At 72.7% G+C, this 20,035-nt stretch carries 22 protein-coding genes and 2 pseudogenes; 23 read left to right on the top strand and 1 reads right to left on the bottom strand.

Features of this window, described 5'->3' with window-relative positions:
* Positions 1-713 precede the first annotated feature (713 nt).
* Positions 714-1,067 carry a hypothetical protein gene (locus tag ACFOYX_RS30600; protein ID WP_322443490.1) on the top strand — a complete coding sequence of 118 codons (354 nt, stop codon included), beginning with the start codon at positions 714-716 and terminating at the stop codon, positions 1,065-1,067.
* Between the two features lie 66 nt (positions 1,068-1,133).
* Here the strand turns inward: ACFOYX_RS30600 and ACFOYX_RS30595 are convergent, their stop codons facing one another.
* Positions 1,134-1,436 carry a hypothetical protein gene (locus ACFOYX_RS30595; RefSeq protein WP_322443489.1) on the bottom strand — a complete coding sequence of 101 codons (303 nt, stop codon included), beginning with the start codon at positions 1,434-1,436 and terminating at the stop codon, positions 1,134-1,136.
* A 714-nt stretch (positions 1,437-2,150) separates the two neighbouring features.
* Between ACFOYX_RS30595 and ACFOYX_RS30590 the strand changes: the two genes are divergently transcribed.
* The 22 genes and pseudogenes from ACFOYX_RS30590 to ACFOYX_RS30485 form a co-directional block, all read left to right on the top strand.
* A complete protein-coding gene (locus tag ACFOYX_RS30590) occupies positions 2,151-2,969 on the top strand; it encodes a hypothetical protein (protein ID WP_322443488.1) in 819 nt (272 codons plus the stop codon).
* Between the two features lie 145 nt (positions 2,970-3,114).
* Positions 3,115-3,693 (top strand): hypothetical protein, encoded by a 579-nt coding sequence (locus ACFOYX_RS30585; protein WP_322443487.1) that lies wholly within the window; start codon positions 3,115-3,117, stop codon positions 3,691-3,693.
* 301 nt (positions 3,694-3,994) lie between these two features.
* Positions 3,995-4,912, top strand: coding sequence for a hypothetical protein (locus tag ACFOYX_RS30580; RefSeq protein WP_322443486.1), 918 nt, complete (start codon positions 3,995-3,997; stop codon positions 4,910-4,912).
* Between the two features lie 75 nt (positions 4,913-4,987).
* The gene (locus ACFOYX_RS30575) at positions 4,988-5,797 is read left to right on the top strand and encodes a MarR family transcriptional regulator (RefSeq protein WP_322443485.1); all 810 of its coding nucleotides are present in this window, start codon (positions 4,988-4,990) and stop codon (positions 5,795-5,797) included.
* A 93-nt stretch (positions 5,798-5,890) separates the two neighbouring features.
* Complete coding sequence (locus tag ACFOYX_RS30570; RefSeq protein ID WP_322443484.1) at positions 5,891-6,526, top strand: GGDEF domain-containing protein; 636 nt, start codon at positions 5,891-5,893, stop codon at positions 6,524-6,526.
* Positions 6,527-6,609: 83 nt separating this feature from the next.
* Positions 6,610-7,194, top strand: a complete 585-nt coding sequence (locus tag ACFOYX_RS30565) for a hypothetical protein (RefSeq protein ID WP_322443483.1) — start codon at positions 6,610-6,612, stop codon at positions 7,192-7,194.
* On the top strand, positions 7,191-7,457 hold the full coding sequence (locus tag ACFOYX_RS30560) for a hypothetical protein (protein WP_322443482.1): 267 nt from the start codon (positions 7,191-7,193) through the stop codon (positions 7,455-7,457). Before ACFOYX_RS30565 ends, ACFOYX_RS30560 begins: the two co-directional genes overlap by 4 nt.
* A gap of 49 nt (positions 7,458-7,506) precedes the next feature.
* The gene (locus ACFOYX_RS30555; protein WP_322443481.1) at positions 7,507-8,022 is read left to right on the top strand and encodes a hypothetical protein; all 516 of its coding nucleotides are present in this window, start codon (positions 7,507-7,509) and stop codon (positions 8,020-8,022) included.
* Positions 8,019-9,134 (top strand): C40 family peptidase, encoded by a 1,116-nt coding sequence (locus tag ACFOYX_RS30550; protein WP_322443480.1) that lies wholly within the window; start codon positions 8,019-8,021, stop codon positions 9,132-9,134. Before ACFOYX_RS30555 ends, ACFOYX_RS30550 begins: the two co-directional genes overlap by 4 nt.
* Before the next feature lie 260 nt (positions 9,135-9,394).
* On the top strand, positions 9,395-10,453 hold the full coding sequence (locus ACFOYX_RS30545) for a hypothetical protein (protein ID WP_322443479.1): 1,059 nt from the start codon (positions 9,395-9,397) through the stop codon (positions 10,451-10,453).
* Positions 10,450-11,250, top strand: a complete 801-nt coding sequence (locus tag ACFOYX_RS30540; RefSeq protein WP_322443477.1) for a hypothetical protein — start codon at positions 10,450-10,452, stop codon at positions 11,248-11,250. Before ACFOYX_RS30545 ends, ACFOYX_RS30540 begins: the two co-directional genes overlap by 4 nt.
* Positions 11,247-11,366 (top strand): annotated as a pseudogene (locus ACFOYX_RS30535) (DUF4314 domain-containing protein); the annotation flags it as partial. The gene ACFOYX_RS30540 and the pseudogene ACFOYX_RS30535, both read left to right, overlap by 4 nt.
* Before the next feature lie 497 nt (positions 11,367-11,863).
* Positions 11,864-12,334 carry a hypothetical protein gene (locus ACFOYX_RS30530; protein WP_322443476.1) on the top strand — a complete coding sequence of 157 codons (471 nt, stop codon included), beginning with the start codon at positions 11,864-11,866 and terminating at the stop codon, positions 12,332-12,334.
* A 42-nt stretch (positions 12,335-12,376) separates the two neighbouring features.
* Positions 12,377-12,682, top strand: a complete 306-nt coding sequence (locus ACFOYX_RS30525) for a hypothetical protein (RefSeq protein ID WP_322443475.1) — start codon at positions 12,377-12,379, stop codon at positions 12,680-12,682.
* Between the two features lie 248 nt (positions 12,683-12,930).
* Positions 12,931-14,052 (top strand): AAA family ATPase, encoded by a 1,122-nt coding sequence (locus tag ACFOYX_RS30520; RefSeq protein WP_322443474.1) that lies wholly within the window; start codon positions 12,931-12,933, stop codon positions 14,050-14,052.
* A gap of 16 nt (positions 14,053-14,068) precedes the next feature.
* A complete protein-coding gene (locus ACFOYX_RS30515; protein WP_322443473.1) occupies positions 14,069-15,667 on the top strand; it encodes a VWA domain-containing protein in 1,599 nt (532 codons plus the stop codon).
* A gap of 387 nt (positions 15,668-16,054) precedes the next feature.
* Complete coding sequence (locus ACFOYX_RS30510) at positions 16,055-17,056, top strand: DUF4192 domain-containing protein (RefSeq protein WP_322443472.1); 1,002 nt, start codon at positions 16,055-16,057, stop codon at positions 17,054-17,056.
* A 45-nt stretch (positions 17,057-17,101) separates the two neighbouring features.
* Entirely contained in the window at positions 17,102-17,536 is a 435-nt protein-coding gene (locus ACFOYX_RS30505; RefSeq protein ID WP_322443471.1) for a DUF3085 domain-containing protein, read from the top strand.
* Positions 17,537-17,609: 73 nt separating this feature from the next.
* Entirely contained in the window at positions 17,610-18,134 is a 525-nt protein-coding gene (locus ACFOYX_RS30500; protein WP_322443470.1) for a hypothetical protein, read from the top strand.
* Between the two features lie 68 nt (positions 18,135-18,202).
* Positions 18,203-18,460 (top strand): hypothetical protein, encoded by a 258-nt coding sequence (locus ACFOYX_RS30495; protein ID WP_322443469.1) that lies wholly within the window; start codon positions 18,203-18,205, stop codon positions 18,458-18,460.
* 98 nt (positions 18,461-18,558) lie between these two features.
* Positions 18,559-18,924: a hypothetical protein gene (locus ACFOYX_RS30490; RefSeq protein ID WP_322443468.1), complete on the top strand. Its 366-nt coding sequence runs from the start codon at positions 18,559-18,561 to the stop codon at positions 18,922-18,924.
* A gap of 880 nt (positions 18,925-19,804) precedes the next feature.
* Positions 19,805-20,035, top strand: a pseudogene (locus ACFOYX_RS30485) (hypothetical protein); the annotation flags it as partial.

Here is a 20,035-nt window from a genome sequence, read left to right as displayed (position 1 = left end):
AGAGGGCATTTTCACGTTCACGACCCGCCACCACCGCCAGCCTTCGTGAAGGCGCGAGGCTAGCCCCCAATGTGACTACCAGCGATAGTTGGCACGTCCCAGCGATAGTTGGCACCGGCGCGTGGTCTTTGGCCGTTCTGACTGTGCCGACACCGATAGATGGCGGTTGCCAGCGATAGTTGGCGAGCGCTCACCCCGAGTTCCGCAGTGTGCGCCCAGAGCGGGAGGTGAAGCCGTGATCTAGCGGTGAATCTTGTTGCTCGTCAGCTCGCCGTCGCCTGCCAGTGGAAGTCCGGTTTGGGTAGCCGCCAGGGGCCCGGTAGCAGACTGGCGGCTACCCGGACCGCGCCAATCCCGGACCCTACTTGTAGACACACGGACCGATCCCCAAGATGTGACCTGTGTGAATGCCAACGATCTCGTGTGCCTACGCGGCGATGGCCTATGAGTTGCGGTGCGATTGACGAAGAAAGTTGTTACCAGCAGAGTTCGACCCGCTGCGTGGTGCGGAATCCCGGCATGAGGTTCGACCTGTTCGAATTGGGGATGGTATGTCAATAGTTCAGATGGTTTTGCCCCTGGTCGGTGTCGTGATCGGCGCTTTCGGTTCCTTCCTAGCCGCGAGCGCGGGAGAACAGGCACGTTGGCGCAGGCAGCAGCAGACTCGCTGGGATGCGCGGCGAGTCGAGGCGTATGCCGAGTACGGAGACGCGGTGAAGCGCGTTTACGTGACGTGCAAGCAGATCGTCGATGCGAAGGCTCGCGCCGTCGGCAGCGAACAGCCAACGATGGACGAGCGAATCGCCGAGCTCGTCCGGCTGTCGGCGGAACGGACGTCGAGGTGGGAGACGGTCCTCCTGCTCGGCGATGCCCGGACCATCGAGGCGGCGCGGAAGTGGCACAGGCTCGTCTGGGAGATGGAGCGCATCGCCCGCGGGGAACTTTCTGCCGATGGGGTCTGGGAGTACGCGTGGACGGCTTCGTATTTCGAGCGGACGCGATTCTACGAGGCAGCACGCCGCGACCTGGGCATCGCTGACGCGACTCTCCCGGCTAGCGTTCCGTGAAGTGTCCGAGATTCGGACCACGCAGATCACGGCAGACCCTCATGGCAAACGTTGCTAGAGGAGTTATCAGACGGAACTCAACGAGATCGAGCAGGGGGCGGTGAGAGCGTTCCTTGCGGCGCGGTCGATGCGCCTGGCCAGGTTGTCGGCGTGATGGTCAAGCCGGGGGCGGAGGCCGGCGTAGTGGCCGTGTCCGGAGGCGACGAACTGCCGTTTGGCGTGGACGTAGAGAGCCAGTTCGCTTCCCAGTTTGGGCCGGCCGGGCTCGGCGCGTACCGGCGGGGGGAAGTAGCGCTCGCCCTGGGTGATGCGGCGGAGCGTCTCGGCGTCTGCCGTAGTCAATGCGGTGGACGGCTGCATCCAGCTCATGGGCGAGTGCCTCCACAGCGGTGTCGAACCCGGCTCGTTGCGCGGGGGTGGTCGCGGAGTTGAGCGGCGCGGTGACGCCGGGGCGGCGCCCGACACACTGCCGAACGGTTGGTGCCAACAACACCTGGGAACGATGCCAACTAGCTCTGGCACGGGACCACAACTGCCCCTGCCCAGACGAGCGCCGCGATGCCAACTATCGCTGGTAGTCACACCCAACAGGCCCTGCCAGCCGCCATCGCTGTCTGACAGCGCAGGTCACGGCCCCGCCTCCCAGCGCCCGGCCCAGTGAGCGCCCGCGCCCTTTGACAGGCGACCAGGTCGTCTGTCAGACCTACCGGTTCTGACAGGCGGCTCGCCTCACCAGCCCGCGCTGACGCCGAGGCGCCTGACAGTGCTGCTCAGTGGCGATTTGCGGCCACAGCGCACGCGACAGGCGCTGACAGACAGCGCCGCTACCGTTTCCGACAACACCACACCCCACATATCGCTCCACCCCGGTTCGGTCCCACCTCAGGGACACCCCGCCGCACCCCGCGGTACGCGACGCCCACCCGCTCCGGCCGGTCGGCACGCGCCCCGCGCGACGGCCCTCGAGGTCGCACCAACCACCCGCGCCACCTTCTCCCCCTTATTGCCTCGACCCGACCCACGTACCCGGTGGGCCGGTCAACCCCGCGTGCCTACACGCACCCGACGAAGGAGGACCTGCGCATGTCCGCTCTGAACGGCACCCCGCTGACCCGTCACGGCAGCCGCGTGCCCGCCATGCCCACCCGACCGGCCACCGTGCAGGCCACCTCGGCGTTCGCGCGCCGACCGGCTCCCACCCAGGCCACCACCGCCGCACCGGCCGTCACGCCGGCGCCCACCATCGCCACGATGATCGTCTGCCTACCCGACGAGCTGCCCTACGAGGCGTTCACCGCCCACCAGCTGCACACGCAGTTCGGGGTGGCCGGCACCCTCACGCCCCTGTTCTGGGCTGTTGCGCGGCTGCGGCTGTGGCAGCGCCAGCAGATGATCGGCCTGCGCAAGGGCCGCCCCGCGCCGTGCGCGGGCGGACCGGTCAGGCTGCTGGACCTGCAGGGCATGCGCCACGCCGCTGGCGTCGGCGCGGGGATCCGCTACCAGGTCTGGCAGCAGGCTGTGCACGGCACCCGCCCGGCCACCCCGTGGCCGGTGTTCGAGAGCCGCCATCTCGCCGATCCGCAGAAGTATCCGTTCGAGGCCGCCTCGGCGGACTTCCACGCGCAGCCGCGCGTCAACGCGATGCGGATGCACGCCGCGGCGGCGCCCGGCAGCGGCCAGCCCAACCCGGGTGAGCTGGAGATGTACCAGGCAGGCCCGCTCACCTACCAGCACTACCACGCCCTCAGCGCCATCGCCGGTGACGCGCTGCTCACCGCCGACGGCCGCAAGCTGGCCCCGGCCAGTGACGCCCTCGCTCACCGGGTGACCTACCTGGAGCAGGCCCTGCGCTACCTCGACACCGTCGAGCCGGGCCAGCGGCTGCTCGCGGTCGCCCTCTAACCACACGACACGCCGCCCGGACGGCGCCCTGGTCCCTGTACCCCCGGAGACCACCAGGCGCGCCGCCCGGCCGGTGCTCGTCCACGCGCCGACACGCGCAGGCCCCGCCCTGCGCACCTCTCAACCAGAAGGAGGCATCCGCCTGATGAGGTCACGACACCGCGCCGCCGCCATCCGCGCGGCGCTCACCGCCGTCGAACACGACGCCAACACCCGAGGCTGGGACGCCCTGCCGGCCCTGCTCGGCCTGTTCGACGTCACCACTCACCGCCACCAGCCCCGCATCGACATCGACGCGCTCAGCGTCGACCCGGCGTTCTGGTGGCTGCACGCGCAGACCGTCCCCGGCATGCGACTGCCCTACTGGGTTGGCCTGAAGACCCTCACCGCCCACCTCACCGCTGCCGAAGGGGCGCCGCTGCTGGCCCAGTGGGCGCACACCGGCCAGCGGCGGCTGCTCGGGATGGCGTTCCTCGGCGAGGGCCTGGACACCAGCGACGCCGGCCGCCGCGCCGCCGCCGCCCACGGGCCGCCCCTCGACGACGACGGAGTCCCGGTGCGGGCGCTCACCGCCTGCGACATCGACGGCCGCCACTACCAGATTCTGCGGTACCGGGGCGTTGGCACCACTAGGACGCTCGTGCTAGACGATCCGCCGGCACGGGTGCGGGCCACCGTCATCCCGGCCTGCCTGCGCCGCCTGCTCACCGCGGCGCGCGCCTGATTGACGCGGTCGAGCACCGGGGGCCGCGACGCGGCAGTCCACCGGGCGCGCCGGCCGATCCGGTACGGGTCAGGTGCCTGCGCGCGCCGACACCACCTCCGACCGCTCACCGGCGGGCCGCTGTGTCACCGGGCGCCCGCCAGCAGTGGCCGGCCTGACCCACCGCAGGGCATCTCCACCAGCTGCGGAGGGCGCCGTGGACCGCCGGGCGCCCGGGGCTGGGGCGTGCACCCGAGCCCGGCCAGCAACAGGGCGCCCCTTCCCTCTTCCTCCCACTCCGACAACGGGAGGTTCAGCCGCCATGCCCCACCGACTGTGGTTCCGCCTCGAGGACGTGCTGCCGCTGGCAGAACACGCCCTCGCCTGCCCCACCCACCGCCTCACCAGAGCACAGGTCGCCGCCGGCGAGCGCAACGGCCCCGCGCTGACCCTGACACGCACCGGCCACCGGGGCGTGCTGCGCTCCAACGGCGTCCCGGCCTGGCGCACCGGTGACGGCGATGAGCAGGCCGCTGTCAGCACCTCGTGGTGCGCCGCCGCGGCCAGTTCCCGCCAGGAGGCGGAGGAGAACCTGTACCTGCCGCTCGGGCGGGCGAACCTCGGCCAGCGTCGGCTGATCGACGTCCTGCGCGCCGCCCGCGACCTGCACCGGCCCTGGCTCGCCGTCGCACCCGACACCTGGCCCGGCACCACACTCGACGCCACGCACGTACAGCTCCTCGACCGGCGCGAGGACATCGCCCCGCCCGGCGTGCGCTGGCGGCCGGTCATGGTCACCTCCCGGCAGGTCGCCGACCGCTCCTACCCCGCGCTGGTGGCCGACGGCTACACCGCCAACGCCGGCGGCCTCATCTGCCGCTTCGACCCCGCCACGGCCCGCCTGCTCGCCGCCGAGACCACCGGGCCGTGGCGGCTGGGCACCATGCCCGGGGAGTACCCGCTGCTGCGCTTCGACGGCGACACCGCGGTCCTACTCGAGGAACGCGACACCGGCGAGGAGACCCTCCTCGACGTCGACGAGTGCTGCTACCCCGACCGCGACGGCTACTACAGCATCGGCGCCTACCGCTGGTCCTGGCACGCCGACACCACGGCCTCGATGCCCGTGCGGGCCCGGCTGCGGCTGCACCTGAGCGCCCTTGCCGCACGCACGCGCGGGATCGCAGCCCGCCGACCGCCCTGGCAGTCGACTCCCCGGCCGGCCGAACCCTCGTTCTAGATCCGCTTGCACTTGATCAGCGCCGCGTTCGAAGCGTGGATCAGTGCTGACCTCCACTGCAGAAGGGACACGCCCATGACCGACACACCGCAGCACGTGCCGGCGCACACCATGTTCCAGGTCCTCGCCGCGCTCGGCGAACTCGGCGAAGCCACCGCCGCGGCCGTGGCCGAACACGCCGGACTCGGCTACTCCACCGCAACTGCGAAGCTGCGCGCCTGGGAGCAGATCGGTCAGGTCGAGAAGCTCCACACCGACGGCAACCGCACCCTGTGGCGGTTGACCGACACCGGCCGCACCACCACCACCACCGGCCAGGCCGACCCGCCCTCCCGCGAGGCAGTGACCGACTCGCCCCCCGACGAGCTGGAGCGGAGCGCACCGGACACCGCCGGCCCGCCACAGCAGGACGGCGAACGGATTGTGCCGCCGAACGGGCACACCGACGACGAAGCCACGACACCCTCCACCGGGACGCCTACCTCGCCGGATGCGGCCACGCCCGGTCGTGCCGACGAGGAACAGCCGCCCTCGGCGGAGGCAGATCACCAGGACCAGCAAGCCAGTGCGACCGGGGACGAAGTCGAGGCCGAAGTCGACGCCGACGTGGGCAGCGAGGCCGCCTCGACGGCCCCCGACCGTCGATCCAAAGGGTCCCTGCGCGGCGCGGTGCTCGACATCCTCGAAGCCCATCCCGACCGGCAGTACAAGACCGGTGAGCTGTGCAGGCTCATCGACGCGGCGAACGCCGGCTCTGGAGCGAAGAAGGCCAGCGGCGGCGCGGTGTACAACGCGGCGGTCAAGCTCGTCGCCGCCGGCACGGCGGTACAGACCGTGGAGAAACCGGCCACCTTCCAGTACGCCCCCACCACCGGCAGCCGATAACCCCGACCCCTGTCAGGCAGCCCAGGGGCGGGCGTCGAAGTTTGGCGACTCACGCCCGCCCCCGGTGCTCCTTTCTACAAAAGGAGCAACTCAGTGTCTCCCACCCTGCACGCAATCGTCACCACCGTCGGCGGGATCCTCGCCGGTCTCGCCCTGGCCGGTGCGGTGCTGTGGCGCCAGCACCAGGCCCTCGCCACGGCCCGCTACGAGGCCACCCACGACGAGGTCACCGGCCTGCCCAACCGGCGGCTGTTCCTCACCCGCCTGCGCGCCGCCCTCGCCGGCAACACGCCAGTGGGGGTGGTGCTGCTGGACCTCAACGAATTCAAGACGGTCAACGACACTCTCGGCCACGACACCGGCAACGATTTGCTCGACCAGATCGGCCGGCTCCTGACCCGCATTCCCGCCCCGGTGCAGGTCGCCGCCCGGCTCTCCGGCGACGAGTTCGCGCTGCTCGTGCTCGGCGATCGGGACGACACCGCCGCTGCGGCCCACGCCGCGTGGGAGGTGATCGGCGCGGAACCGGTCCGCGTGGTCAACGGCACCCTTCAGGTCGCGGCCTCGGTCGGCTACAGCCACATCCACGCGTCCTTCGCGTCCCCTCGGCAGCTCCTCGCGCAGGCCGACGCCGCCATGTATGAGGCGAAACGCACCGGCAGCAGCGTGTGCGAGTACCTGCCACACCGGACCCCCACCGCGCGCAGCCGCGACCGCCACCACTACTGATCCCGCCCCTCACCCCATGGACCCCGCAGCCGCCCTGGCTGCGGGGTCCTTTCGCATCCACTCCCGCAGAAGGGGAGACCGCTGTGTTGTCCTTCACCGTCGTCCACACCCTCACCGCTTGCCTCATCGCCGCCGACGCTGACGCCGACATGCTGGGTTGGGGCCAGCCCGCGACGCTGCTGCTCATCCACGACCGACCGAGCACCGCCGCCGGGCCGAAGCGGCTGCGCGAGATGCGCAGCTTGGAGTTCCCGCTGCGCCGCGAAGACCTGCCCACCGACGCGGCCGGGCTGCCCGCGCTGCTGCAGCACCTCGCCGACGCCCTGCACGACCCGGCCGCCACCACGCCCTACCGGGCCACCCTCGCCACCATCATCGGCCGAATCCACGCCGGCGCGCCGGACGCGCGGCTGCTGGCCTGGGCCGCCTGCTACCACGACGTCCACACCCTCGACGGCCAGCCACGCCAGGCCCGCCGCGTCGACGCCGTCGACACCGACGGCCGCGGGTACCACCTCACCCACCTGCGCGGCGAGGACCACCCGCTGCTCCTCGTCGACGACACCCCCGACCCCGGCGGCACGCCCGGCACCCATCCTGGGCTGGCCGCCCTGCTGGCCGCCACCGCCCACCGCACCCTGACCATCACCTGTGGGGGCACGGCGTGACCAGCCGCACGGCCCCGCCCGGGCCCGACCCCGACCAGCCGGTCTTCAGCGTGTGGGGGCCTGACGGCGCATCCATCCACTGCCGGATTTGCGGGGCAGTCGACGAGGTCGTCTTCACCGAGGTGCCGTCCATGGCCGGCTACGGCGAGGACACCTCCGCACGCTGCACCCGCTGCGGGTCGGCCGAGACCACCGACCCGATCTTCGGCTGGCGGGCCACACCCGCTACCTGGCCGCCCCCGCTGGAGCCCCACCAGCCCTGACTGCCGCCTCCGGCCGCGTCATCGTCTCTCGCTGAAGGAGTCCTACCCCGTGAGCACCCACTGCTACATCGGCGCCGCCGACCCCGACAACCCGCACGTCGTGCACGCCCGGTTCGTGCTCTTCGACGGCCACCCGAGCGTCGTGCTGCCCACCCTGGCCGCGATCTGGGCCGGTCACGCCCGCCGCGACGCCCGGGCGCTGATCACCGCGATCCTCGCCTGCGACTGGGAACACCTCGACCCGGACATCACCTCCACCGCCGCCTGCGGGTTCGCCGGGCAGCGACCGGTGCCGGGCGTCGGCATGACCCTGGCCTGCACCACCACTGACGGCGTCGTCGACGCGCCGGAACCGGTCTCGGTGTTCCCGCTGTGCCACGCCGGTCACCTCGACGCCGAATGGATCTACCTCATCGAGGCGGGCACCGCCGCGGTCGCCGTGCACACCGACGACGGCACCCGCATCGGCGCCTACCCGCTCACCGGCTGCCTGCACCCCACCGCCGCCGACCGCCGACCGCCACCGCCCTGCGAGCCGCGGCCATCGGCGGGAGCGCAGCGGTGAGCGCCCGCGTCCTCGCCGCTGTCGCCGCCGGGGCTATCACCGTGCTGGTGCTGTGCGCGGGCGGGGTCGCTGCCCTGTTCACCGGCGGCGGCACCGCCTCCGCCGCCTGCTACCGCACGGTCGGCCCCGGCGGGCAGCCGCTGCTGCCCACCATCGCCGCGTCCCCGCCCGCCAGCAGTAGCGCCGGCGGCTGGAGCAGCGAGCAGACGGCGAACGCCGCGGTGATCGTCGCGGTCGGCGGGGAACGGAAGGTGCCGCCGCGCGGGTGGGTCATCGCCCTGGCGACCGCGATGCAGGAATCCGGCCTGCGCAACCTGCCCGGCGGGGACCGCGACTCGGTCGGGCTGTTCCAGCAGCGCCCCTCGCAGGGCTGGGGCACACCCGCTGAGCTGCGGGACCCCCGGTACGCGGCCGGGACGTTCTACACGGCGCTGCTGGCCGTTGACGGCTGGCAGGCGATGGCGTTGACCGACGCCGCGCAGGCCGTGCAGCGTTCTGCCTTCCCCGGCGCGTACGCGAAGTGGGAGGACGACGCCGTCGCCCTGGTCCGCGTCCTCGCCGGCGGCACACCGGCCGGCCCGGTCGCCGCGGATCTGGAGCAGGCGATGAGCAACCCGCTGTGCCTGTTCGACGGCGGTGACGGGCAACCCGGCGGCGAGCAGGTGCCCCTGCCCGCCGGGTTCACGCTGCCGCCGGGCACGCCGCCGTCCGTCGTGACCGCGATCGGCTGGGCCCTGGCCCAGCGCGGCACCCCCTACACCTTCGGCGGGGACTGCACCGCCCCGCACTCCGGCATCGCCCGGCATCAGTGCGACTGCTCGTCGCTGCTGCAGCAGGCCTACCGCGCAGCCGGCATCGCGATTCCCCGCACCACCAGCGAGCAGGTCCACGCCGGCAGCGCGGTGAGTGACTACCGGGACCTGCGGCCGGGAGACCTGCTGTTCATCCCCGGCAGCCGAGGCAGCAGCAGCCGTCCCGGCCACGTCGGCATGTACCTCGGCCAAGGACTGATCGTGCAAGCCCCGCACAGCGGCGACGTCGTCAAGATCAGCAATCTGTCGGCGTGGTCTGGGCAACTCGCCGCCGTGCGCCGCGTCGTCAACCAGCCGTAACGGCATCAGATGGGACCCGCGCGCGGACACGGGAGGTCGCTCACGGCCGCCGCCGCGCCGCCCTCCCACGGCCCGCACGGCAGCCCGTGCCGGCATCCGCAGCCTGCGCGACGTCGCCGCCCATCACCCCGCGACACAACGGGGTCGCGCCGCCTGCCGCCGGCCGATCCGGCTTCGCGGCGCTCACCCGCTGACCCGTCCCGCGGCGTCCGCGCCGCCCGACCCCTCCCCACCGAACACCGATGAAAGGACGACAGTTGATGACCGACTCGCCAGATGCCAGCAGCGCGAAGGCGCGGCCGGGGGAACATCCCGGGGACCGCACGGACTGGCTGGCGTTGGGCCGCCGGCTGCAGGACATCCAGAACCAGATGATCCACGGCGGCCAGACGCACCGGTACGGCGACGACTACTACGGCGAGGCGCTGCGGCAGCTGCTCAGCGACTCCCGCTCCGGCTGGATCAGCACCGCCGAGCACCAGTGGCTGATCGACCTGCACACCGGTGTGGACCGGCGCAACCTGCAGGCGGCGAACCGGCAGGCCCGCGAGGCCCGCTCCCGCTACGCCACCGTAGGCCGGAAACTACGCGCCGAGCTGGCCGGGTGGCTGCGGGAGGTCACCAACGAGCGGACCGTCGCGGCCCGCTACCGCCGGGAGGGTGTCCTGCTCGCCGCGGACTGGATCGACCCCGCCACACCCGCACACCCCTACACCAGCCTCCGCCTGACGACCGGCGGGGCGGGCGCCGGGGGCCGGGCGCCAGCTGAGCCGGTGGACCCGCAGGTGCTGCTGTCGCTGCGGGCCGCCGGTGAGCGCGACGGCAGCCTGGCCGCCGGCTGGTGGCAGCAGCACGCCATCGAGGGACGCACCCCGGCCGAACAAGCCCAGACCGCCAGCACGGCGCTGGCCGGCATCGACGACAGCGACGAGAAAGCCCTTGAGGCCCTGCCGCGCTTCGACACCGCCGGCTACGACGCCGCCCGCTACCACGCCCACGCGCCGTCAGACGCTCCCGCCTGGGCGGACCTGCCCGACTTCGCCCGTGCGCTGGTCATCGACGCCGTGCGGGACGGATTCACCGACGCGGTCCGCGACAGTGTCGCCGCCCGATGCCAGGCACTCCTGAACACCGCCGGCACCAGCACCGCGGCGCCCCGGCGACGCGGCGCCCCGGTGACGGGAGGCACTCACCACCCGTCGCGAACACCGGCAGGGCCGCCGCGACGCAGACAGCACCGCAGACGAGTGGCTCCCACCTCATCGCCGGGCAACAACCGGCCGGCGATCCGCGTACTCCCGTTGGAGGTTGCACCGTGAGTTGTTCCACCCTGATCGGCATCACCGCTTCCGGTGGCGCCTACATTGCCCGCTGGCTGCACTGGGGCGGTGATCCCGCAGAGATGCTGCCGCTGCTGCGGCGAGTCTGGCAGCAAACCTTCGACCGACACACCCTCGCCATGGTTGAGGCGGTGGTTGGCCACGACTGGGTCGCCATCGACGCCGCGGCGGCCGGCTCCGGCCGCCGCCGCGTCGGGCGGCCGGTGCCCGGCGTCGGCTACACCGCCGACCTGACCGGCGGCGTGCGCCGTGGCCGGATCGACGACCCGGCTGAGGGCTACCTGGAGTGGATGTACCTGGTCGACGTGTCCACCGACAGCGTGGTCGTGTACGAGGCGACCTGCCACGGCCGGTGGCTGCGCCACAGCCGCCACCTGCTCGATCCCAACTCGGCCGGGATGGCGCTGGGCTGCGGCGGCCACACCGTGCACGGCCACCACTGGGCCGCCGCGCACCTGTGGCTGCCCGAGGCCCGCGCGGGCCTCGACGCCGAGATCTGCCTCGCCGCGCACCCGCACGGCGCGCCGGTCATCAAGATCGGCGACCCCGTCGCCCACGCGATCGCCGCCACCACCGCCGCTCGCGCCGCCGGGTCAGGGCGGCAAGGGCTGTGGCTGCGCCCGGCGGCTGCCGAGTTCGACCTGATGCTGCCGGGCAGGCACGGCGCGCTGCCGCACCGCCTGCGCCGCGACACCGACGGGCTGCTGCTGCTCGACGTGCCGCTGCCCGACTGGTCGTGGCGGCTGTCCGGCCCGGCTGAAGGAGAGCGGCGGTGAGCTTCCAGCCGGGCGAGCGGGTCGCGCTGGAGCACACCAGCGACCCTCACACCCGGCTGCGCCCGGGTGACGAGGGCACCGTGCGCCGCTACCACCCCCACCAGCGGATCCTCGACGTCGACTGGGACAGCGACTCCCACCTTTCGATGCTCCTCGGCTCCGGCGACCACGTCCGCCGCGTCCCCGCCGCTGCGACCAGCGACGCCGATTGGCAGCGGGTGCTCGACGCGCTGCGCGCAGCCGGTGCCGCCGCGGGACGCGATGCGGCCCAGTGGTGGGCGCAGCACGTTCTCGGCGGCCGAGCCGTCGGCGAGGTCTCCGCGACCGCCCGGCAGGTCCTCACCGGCCTCAATGACGGGGACCCGGCGGTCATCGACGGGCTTGCGCTGGCCGACCGGTACGTCCTGGCCGAGGACCGAGACCGGTACGCCGAGCACGCCCCGCACGGCGCCCCCGGATGGGACCAGCTCACCGCGCACCAGTGCGACCAGACGCGGTGGTCGTGGTGCGACGGCTTCGATGACGCCGCTGAGGCCGAAGCGGCCCGGCAGTGCCGCATCGTCCTGCACCCGGCCGGGGACGACCGGGACGTCAGTCACCTGCACCCGACCGGGTGCGCCTGGGCGGGCCGGGCGTGTTCGCCGGCGACTGGGCGTGGACACCCAACGCCGGCGGGGTCATGCGTATCCCGGTCGCCTTCGCCGGCACCCTGGTCGACACGTGGAACGGGTGGGCGGTGTTCACCTGCACCCGGCAGGTGGCGGAGGCGATCGTCGCCGAGCAGCAGGCCGCCCGCGACCGCTACCGCCAGCACCTCGCCGCCGACGGCATCACCGGGGAACGCCAGCAGCGGATGGTCGACGAGTCCCTGGCCCGCCTGCGCTTCGACGGCGACGTCATCGTCGCCGACGAAACCCGCGTCCACGGCGACCCCGACGCCGTCGAGCGGATCACCTCCGACCCGGACGGCCGGTACACGGTGATGGGCCGGGCCTGGACCTGGACCGCCGTGCACCCCTACGACTGCGACCGCATCGCCGGCGACCTTCCCGACCCTCCCGGACAGGCGCAGCCCGAGGCCTGACCTCAGTCCCGCAACCACAACCCCCGCGGAAGGACCACGACCATGATCGATGACGGCAGCGACGACGAGTTCGGCGCGTACGCCCACGAGGAGATTCTCCAAGCCGTGGTGCGGCATCTGCTCACCACCGCTGATCTGGACCAGCTCTGCGACGACGCCGACCTGCCGCAGCTCACTCACGACGACGGCACCCCGGTGACGATCGACTCGGCCCGCGTCTACCGCGACGCGCAGGTGATGACCCTCGACCGGGGTGTGTGGCTGGAACTGTCCGACGGCAGCGTGTTCGGCCTGACCGTGCACATCGGCCGTCGCCCTCGCGGCGAGGTCACCCTCCGCCGCCGCTAAGCACCCGCGGCCGACCTGGCTCGACTTGATCGGTCAGCGGTCGGGTGCGTTCCTTGTCGTCGCCCACCGCAGCGGTGGCGGCGACACCCGACCGGCAGCCCCTGCTTCACGAACCTCACGGAGGTCGCTGGCCGCCCCTGCCACAGGGCCGCGTCCGCCACCGCCGTCTCCGCCGCGCGGAAACCGCACCACGCCCGCGCACCCGGAGACGGGTGCGCGGGCCCACCCCCATTGACAGGAGGCCCCGCATGGACCCTGCAACCCCGCCCACCAGCGCCGACGTCCCGCCCGACTCCGGCGACGGGCGCCGGCCCGGCTACCTCTACCGGCAGGTCGCCGCGTACCTCGCCAGCCAACCCGACCAGTGGCTCAAGGTCGGGCAGGTCACCAACGCGATCGCCGCCCGCTCCGGCGGGGCGGTATTCGAGGCGTTGAAAAAGATGGCCGCCGCCGGCTACGCCACCCACCACACCGGCCCGCACCGCTTCCAGATCACCCAGGCCGGCATCGACGCCGCCGGGACAATACCCCCGCCCACACCGCGCACTGCTGGCGGCGCCGGGCGGTCGACCCGGCGGCAGCCCGTAGCCCGCCCGAACGGTGACCTGTACTTCCCGCGCAAGCTCGCCGGGGCCACGGACGTGCACGTGCTGCGCCGGCTGCGGGACAAGCGGATCCCGGTGCTGCTCTACGGCCCGCCCGGTACCGGCAAGACCGCCCTCGTCGAAGCCGCGTTTCCCGACCTGCTCACCGTCGCCGGTACCGGCGACACCGTCGTGGAGGACTTCCTCGGCAACTTCATCCCCCTCCCGGACGGCGGGTTCGAGTTCGTCTACGGGCCGCTCGTCACCGCGATGCGGGAGGGTCGGGCGCTGCTGGTCGACGACGCCACCCTCATCGCGCCGAAGGTCCTCGCCGTGCTCTACCCGGCCATGGACGGCCGCCGCGTGATCAGCATCCCCGGCTACCGCAACGAACGCGTCGAAGCCGCCGACGGGTTCTACGTCATCGCCGGGCACAACCCCGGCGTGCACGGCGCCATCCTCACCGAAGCTCTCGCGTCGCGGTTCGACGTGCACATCGAGGTCACCACCGACTGGGACCTCGCCCGCCACCTCGGCGTCCCCGCCCCCGCCGTGCAGGCCGCCATCACCCTCAACGACGACCTCGCCGCCGGGCGGGTGTCGTGGGCGCCGCAGCTGCGCGAGCTGCTCGGCTTCGCCCGCGTCCGCAAGACCCTCGGCCTGCCCGCCGCGGTGGCAAACCTCGCCGGCCGCGCCCCGCACGAGGACCGCGAGCAGGTGGCCGCCGCCCTGCGGCAGCACTTCGGCACCGAGATCACCGCGCTGACCCTCGGCAAGCAGCGCTAACCCCAACGGAGAACTGATGCCTCATCCCCACAGCCACCTGCAGCACGGCCCGGCCGCGCCCGCCGCGTCCGACCCGGACTGGCGGGACTGGAGCGACGCCTGGACCAGGCACATCCCCGTCCTGACCGGCCGCACCGACCTGCGCGTCACAGTCGCCCCCGGCGCGGGCGGCGGCGCACCGGCCTGCTTCTACCCCGACACCCGCCGCATCGAAGTCGACGCCACCCACATCGGCGTCCCGGATGTCGCCAACCCGCGCCGCGCCGGGCACAAGAAACTGGTTCCCACCGCCTACGGGCTGCTCGTGCACGAAGCCGCGCACGCCGCCCACAGCCAGTGGACAACCCCGCCCGATACCCCGCCGGTCGTCGCCGCCGTCGCCGACCTGCTCGAGGAGTCCCGTTCCGAAAACCGGCAGCGCGGCAGACGGCGCGGTGACCGCCGGTGGCTGCGGCACACCGTCACCACCCTCCTCGACCCCGCCGACGCTGCTGTCGACGACGCGTGGCACGCCGCGCACCTCGCCGGGCTTCTCCTGGCCCGCGTCGACGCCCGGATCATCACCGCCAAGGACATCAAGGGCGTTCGCGCCGCCGTCACCGCCGTGCTCGGCCGCAAGCGGCTCCTGCAGTTACGCGACGTGTGGCGACAAGCGCACGCCACCGGCGACACCGACGCCGAGCAGATGATTGAGCTGGCATGGCGGTGGTGCCACATCCTCGGCATCGACCCCCACCGACAGCCGCACACACCGGTCGCTGACCCCGGAGTGTTCGCCGGCCTGCTCGCCCAGGCACTGGCCGACTACCTCGCCCACACCGCCGGGCTGACCCCGGCCCAATACCGAGACCAGCACATCACCGCCCGGCACTCGGCGCCTGCGACGTGGACCCGCCGCGACCCCACCGACGCCGAACGCGCGGCGTCCCGCGCGCTCGCCGCGCGGCTGCGCCGCGCCCGCACCCACTCACCCGAGCCCGACACCCGCCCCAGCACGATTCCGCCGGGCCGGCTGCGCACCCGCCACGCCATCACCGCCCAGGCGCAGATCGCCGCCGGCACCCTGCCCACCGCCACACCCTGGCAGCGCCGCCGCCAGCTCCCACCGCCCAAGCCGACCCTGCACCTCGGGGTCATCGTCGACGCGTCTTTCTCCATGCATCCCTTTATGGCGCCGATGTCGTCGGCCGGGTGGACCCTCGCCCACGCCGCCCGCAGCAACCAGGCCGTCACCGCCACCATCGCCTTCGGCAGCGACGTCACCCTGCTCGTCAGACCCCGGCAGCACCCCACCCACGTGCTGGAACTCGGCGCCGCCGGCGGCAGCACCGCGTTCACCGACGCAGTGAAACTCGCCGACGAAGTGCTGCAGCTACGCCAACCCGGACGGCTGCGGATGCTCGCCGTCGTCTCCGACGGCGACCTGCCCGACATCGACCCCGCTCAACGGCTGATCACCACCTTGCACCGGGCGGGCTGCCCGGTGCTGTGGCTGCGCCCCGCCGACCTGGCCGGGCACACCTTCACCCACACCACCACGCTGCTGGTAGCCGACCCACTAGAGGCCGCTGGCGCCATCGCCGACGCCGCCGTCGCCGCCCTCGAAACCGCCTGACACCCCGGCCCGTCCGGGTCGGTGCCTGCCTTCAGGTAAGACCAGCCCCACGCGGCCCGTCCGAACCGACGCGCCTCGCTCTGGCCCTCCACGGCCGACCGCGACGCCGTCAACGCCAGTGTCGCCTGCCCTGCCCGCCTGGCAACACCGCCCCCTGCCACCGCCGCGCCGTCAACCGGCTCCCCCATCGGGCGTCCGCCTCGGCCTCGACGTCCGACCGCAGCCGGCTGCCGCTGCCATCGGCTGGACCACCGCGCGGTGCACGACCTGCGGTCGTCAACCAAGACCGGCCCCCACACCCGTCACGCCCGTGAAGTCCCGCAGCTGACCGGGCTGCGAGACCTCACAGCGTGCGTTGCCCATCCCTCGAACCGAAGGAGTTCCGCCATGAGCCACGACCACACATCCCCCATGCGCCTGCGCACGCCCGGCGACCTGCTCGCCGCCGTGCCGTACCTGCTCGGCTTTCATCCGACCGACAGCCTCGTCATCGTCGGCCTCACCGGCAACAAGATCACTGTGGCTGGCCGTGCTGACCTGCCGCAGCGCGCTCAGATGACCGCCTGGGTCGACGGCGCCGCCGCGCAGCACCTGTCCATGCTGCGCGGCGTCGGCGCCACGGCAGCAGTCGTCGCCGGCTACGGACCCGCCGCCGCCGTCACCCCCGTCATCGACGCCCTCACCCCTCGCCTACACGCCGCCGGAATATCCATCCTCGACACGCTGCGCGTCACCGACGGGCGCTACCACTCCTACCAGTGCCACGACCCGGCCTGCTGCCCCGCCGACGGGGTGCCCTTCGACGCGGTCAGCAGCGCCACCGCCGTGCACGCCATCGTCGCCGGGCACAGCGCCCTGCCCGACCGGGCCGCGCTGGTCGCCAGCCTCGCTCCCATCAGCGGGCCGGCCCGTGACGCCGTCACCGCCGCCACCCGCCGGGCACGCGAGCGACGGCTCACCGCCTACACCGCAGGCGGCCGAGCGGCGGTCATCCGGGAGGGCAAGAAGGCGGTACGGGAGGCGTTCGCCCGCTACGCCACCGAGCAGGTCCTCACCGACGACGAGGTGGCCTGGCTGTCGGTGCTCCTCACCGACGTCGCCGTGCGCGACGCCGCCTGGCAGGCCACCCACAGCGAAGCGTCACATCTCGCGCTGTGGACCGACCTCACCCGCCGCGTCGAACCCGACCTCGCCGCCGCCCCCGCAAGCCTGCTCGCCTTCACCGCCTGGCACGCCGGCCTCGGCGCCCTGGCCTCCGTTGCCCTTGACCGGGCCCAGGCCGCCGAGAGCACCTATCCCCTCGCCCACCTGATCGACCGGCTACTCCGCGAGGGCATCCCACCCGCCGCACTCGACGGCTGGCCCGCCGTCGACGGACCACGCCCGTAGGCCGAGAACCCTCATCCCCTCTGCCTTGACGAGACGAGAACGCTGATGGCACTGCACCTCTACTTCGACCTGGCCCAGACCCTGCGGCTGGCCGAGCACGCCGTCGCCCGCGACGAACACGCACCCTCCTTCACCGAACACGACGACGGCATCGCCTGCCCCGGCGCCCTGGTATGGGTCCACGACCACGGCGTCTACCTGATGTCCAGCGGTCTGCCCGGCCTCGGCGACCCGGATCGTCCCGGCTCCAGCGTCGTCGTCTACGCCGACGGCTGGAACCCCGACACCGACGGCCACCGCCGCGATACGGACCTCGGCGGCGACGACTTCGCCGAACACCTGCACCTCACCGAACAGCCCACCCCGCTGATCGGCGTCCTGCGCGCCGCCCACACGCGCGGCTACCCGTGGCTGCACCTGAGCGTCACCGGCGACACCTACGAGGTACGCGTCGCCCGCACCCGACGCCACCTGCCCTGACAGCACCGCCCGCCTGCCCCGGTCGCCTCTAGGCGGCCGGGGCAGGCGGGCTGGCCAGATGCAAGGAGACCTGATGACCACGCCCGAAACGCCCACGGCGCCGCATCTGCCGACCCTTGAATCCGTCCTGCGCGACGCGTGGGCCGCGTTCCAACCGCACCAACCCGCCCCGCTGGGATGGCTCACCCACACCACCACCCAGATCCAGGCCTACCTGGACGACCACCCCACCCCACCGTCACCTCCGTCCGACGGCGACACCGACTCGGTGACGCGGTGGCGCCGCGCGATGTGGCAGGCGCTGCGCGAGGCCGCCGCCACGCACGACATCGATGTCGACGCCGCCAACCGGCTCCTGCGCGCGGTGGACCTGCCGCCGCTACCGCGCCGCTGGCAGGTGCGCCTCACCCTGCCCGTCCTTATCGAGGTCACCGCCAGCAGCCGCGAGGACGCCTTCGACACCGCCGAAACCGCCATCGAGACCGCCCTCACCAACGCAGACCTACAGGTGCGCTTCGAATGGGACGGCAGCGAACGCGACGACGCCGACCCCGGAGACCTCGACACCGCCGCCGACGAACCGGCAGAGCTGGGATGACCGCCGACTCGCCGACCAACGCCACTGCGCGGCCCGTCACTAGCCACCACCGCAAGGAAAGCCCCGCTGTGACGCCACATCTTGTCCGCAAGTACACCGGCCACGCCATCACTGCCGACGCGATGACCGCCGCCCGACAGCACGCCGGAGCGCTGCCGATGCTCGCCGCCGCGCTCACCAACACCTGCCACGCCCTCGCCGCCACCGAAGCCGACCTCAAGCGTGGCCCGGTGGTCTGCGGCATGCGCTTCAACGCCCTGATCGCCCAGCGCAGCGCCCACATCAGCCACCTGCGGGCACTGACCCGCCTCTGGCTGGCCCACTAGCAAACCCCGCAGCCACCCACCGCGGACCAGGCCGCCCCAGCACGACGCCTCGCCGAGCTCATCCTCACCGCGATCGACGACGACATCGCGAAGGGCTCGTGCCCTCCGGCATCGGCTCGTTCACCGACCTGCACCGCTACCTCGACGCCAACGACTACCTCATCCGCGCCGACGTCCCCCACAACGACAGCCAAACCAGCATCGACCTCACCACCACGGTGCGGGCACTGGTCATCGCCCGGCTACGCACCCCCGGCCGCGCCGTCTGCACCCACGGCGCCTGCCGCTTCGCCGCGCACGAGCACACCAGCACCCAAGGGCCCGACGGATCCGACCTCGAAGCGGCCGTGCCGATGCGCTGCCGGCACTGCGGCCAGCCCGCCCACCACGACCGCTGCCTCGACGACTACCGCCACGACAACCCCGCCGCCGCGGACTGCTTCCTCATCCACCGCGACGACTGACCCGCCCTCTCGATCTGTGCGCTGGCGTCGGGGGCAGGAGATCGGCGGGTTCGCGGTGGGTGGCGGCCCCCGCCCGAGACAACGACTTGATCCATGCGGAAAGTCGAGCGTCACTGCACAAGGCCGCCGCCCCTGGCGAACCCGACAGCGGCACCCCACACCGCTGGTCAGGGGTGGCGGCCACCCGAGCCGATCACACCCGAGAGGGACAACAAGTCATGACGCCGCAGCACCGTCGCGCCGTACCGCGAAACGTCACCGACGTCCTGCTGTGGCTGCTCGCCACCGACGTCGCCACCGCCCACCAACCGCACCCCCCGGCAGCCGCACCGCTGCGCCAACCTGCGCTGCACCGACCAGGCCTACCCTTGCCCACCTGCGCGGGATGCCCACCACGCCCGCCAAGCCGCGACACGACCCGGTCTGCTTGCGCGAGGCCGAGCGCGCGTCGCCGCCCCGGCCACCACTGCGGCAGGGCGCTTCGCCGGCTGGTTCCAGCCCAGCCAGCCCGCGACGGCACTCCCCCAGCGATCACGGCCGTATCCGCACGCCGCCTGACCCCGCGCACCGTCCGGCCCGCCACACCGAAGCAGCCCGAAGTCCCTGCACGGCCACGTGCTGGTCCGCAACGGCGACGCCTCTCGCGACCGACGTTCCGAGCCCACCTCGGATGCGTCCTGTCCTTCCCAAAGCCACGCGGCAACCCCGCCACCGGGGCTGTCCGCCGCACACACCACCACCGTCACCAACGGCGTGGCGCGCACGAGTCCTCGGCCGACTGCTGGCGGCCGTGCACCCACCCCTCAACACCGACCCCGACATCCAGGCAGGGGCGCTGCCGTCTGGCGGCGACCCCTGCCCACTTGCACAGGGAGACATCATGCAACCCACGCCCGAAGCCGACGGCGAGGCCGTCGACACCACCTCCAGGGGCGACCTCAGCGTCGGTGACCCCGTCCTCGGCAAGTCGCGACTGCTGTCGCGGCAATGCGACACCTGCATCTTCGCCCCCGGCAACCGGATGCACCTCTCCGCCGGCCGGCTGCGCGACCTCGTCACCGAGACCCGCCGACGGGAACGTTCATCGTCTGCCACGACACCCTCCCCTACT

The organism is Micromonospora sp. GCM10011541 (genome assembly GCF_042650725.1).
GTDB classification, from domain to species: Bacteria; Actinomycetota; Actinomycetes; order Mycobacteriales; family Micromonosporaceae; genus Micromonospora; species Micromonospora sicca.
Note: the sequence above shows the minus strand (reverse complement) of the source record. Positions and strands in the feature narration are given on the sequence as shown.

What these genes read in the sequence shown, in the direction of transcription:
- ACFOYX_RS30575 (WP_322443485.1), top strand. Translation starts at nt 4,988, where the DNA reads ATGACCGACACACCGCAGCACGTGCCGGCGCACACCATGTTCCAGGTC.
- ACFOYX_RS30585 (WP_322443487.1), top strand. Translation starts at nt 3,115, where the DNA reads ATGAGGTCACGACACCGCGCCGCCGCCATCCGCGCGGCGCTCACCGCC.
- ACFOYX_RS30595 (WP_322443489.1), bottom strand. Translation starts at nt 1,436, where the DNA reads ATGAGCTGGATGCAGCCGTCCACCGCATTGACTACGGCAGACGCCGAG.
- ACFOYX_RS30525 (WP_322443475.1), top strand. Translation starts at nt 12,377, where the DNA reads ATGATCGATGACGGCAGCGACGACGAGTTCGGCGCGTACGCCCACGAG.
- ACFOYX_RS30545 (WP_322443479.1), top strand. Translation starts at nt 9,395, where the DNA reads ATGACCGACTCGCCAGATGCCAGCAGCGCGAAGGCGCGGCCGGGGGAA.
- ACFOYX_RS30500 (WP_322443470.1), top strand. Translation starts at nt 17,610, where the DNA reads ATGACCACGCCCGAAACGCCCACGGCGCCGCATCTGCCGACCCTTGAA.
- ACFOYX_RS30580 (WP_322443486.1), top strand. Translation starts at nt 3,995, where the DNA reads ATGCCCCACCGACTGTGGTTCCGCCTCGAGGACGTGCTGCCGCTGGCA.
- ACFOYX_RS30505 (WP_322443471.1), top strand. Translation starts at nt 17,102, where the DNA reads ATGGCACTGCACCTCTACTTCGACCTGGCCCAGACCCTGCGGCTGGCC.
- ACFOYX_RS30510 (WP_322443472.1), top strand. Translation starts at nt 16,055, where the DNA reads ATGAGCCACGACCACACATCCCCCATGCGCCTGCGCACGCCCGGCGAC.
- ACFOYX_RS30590 (WP_322443488.1), top strand. Translation starts at nt 2,151, where the DNA reads ATGTCCGCTCTGAACGGCACCCCGCTGACCCGTCACGGCAGCCGCGTG.
- ACFOYX_RS30520 (WP_322443474.1), top strand. Translation starts at nt 12,931, where the DNA reads ATGGACCCTGCAACCCCGCCCACCAGCGCCGACGTCCCGCCCGACTCC.
- ACFOYX_RS30515 (WP_322443473.1), top strand. Translation starts at nt 14,069, where the DNA reads ATGCCTCATCCCCACAGCCACCTGCAGCACGGCCCGGCCGCGCCCGCC.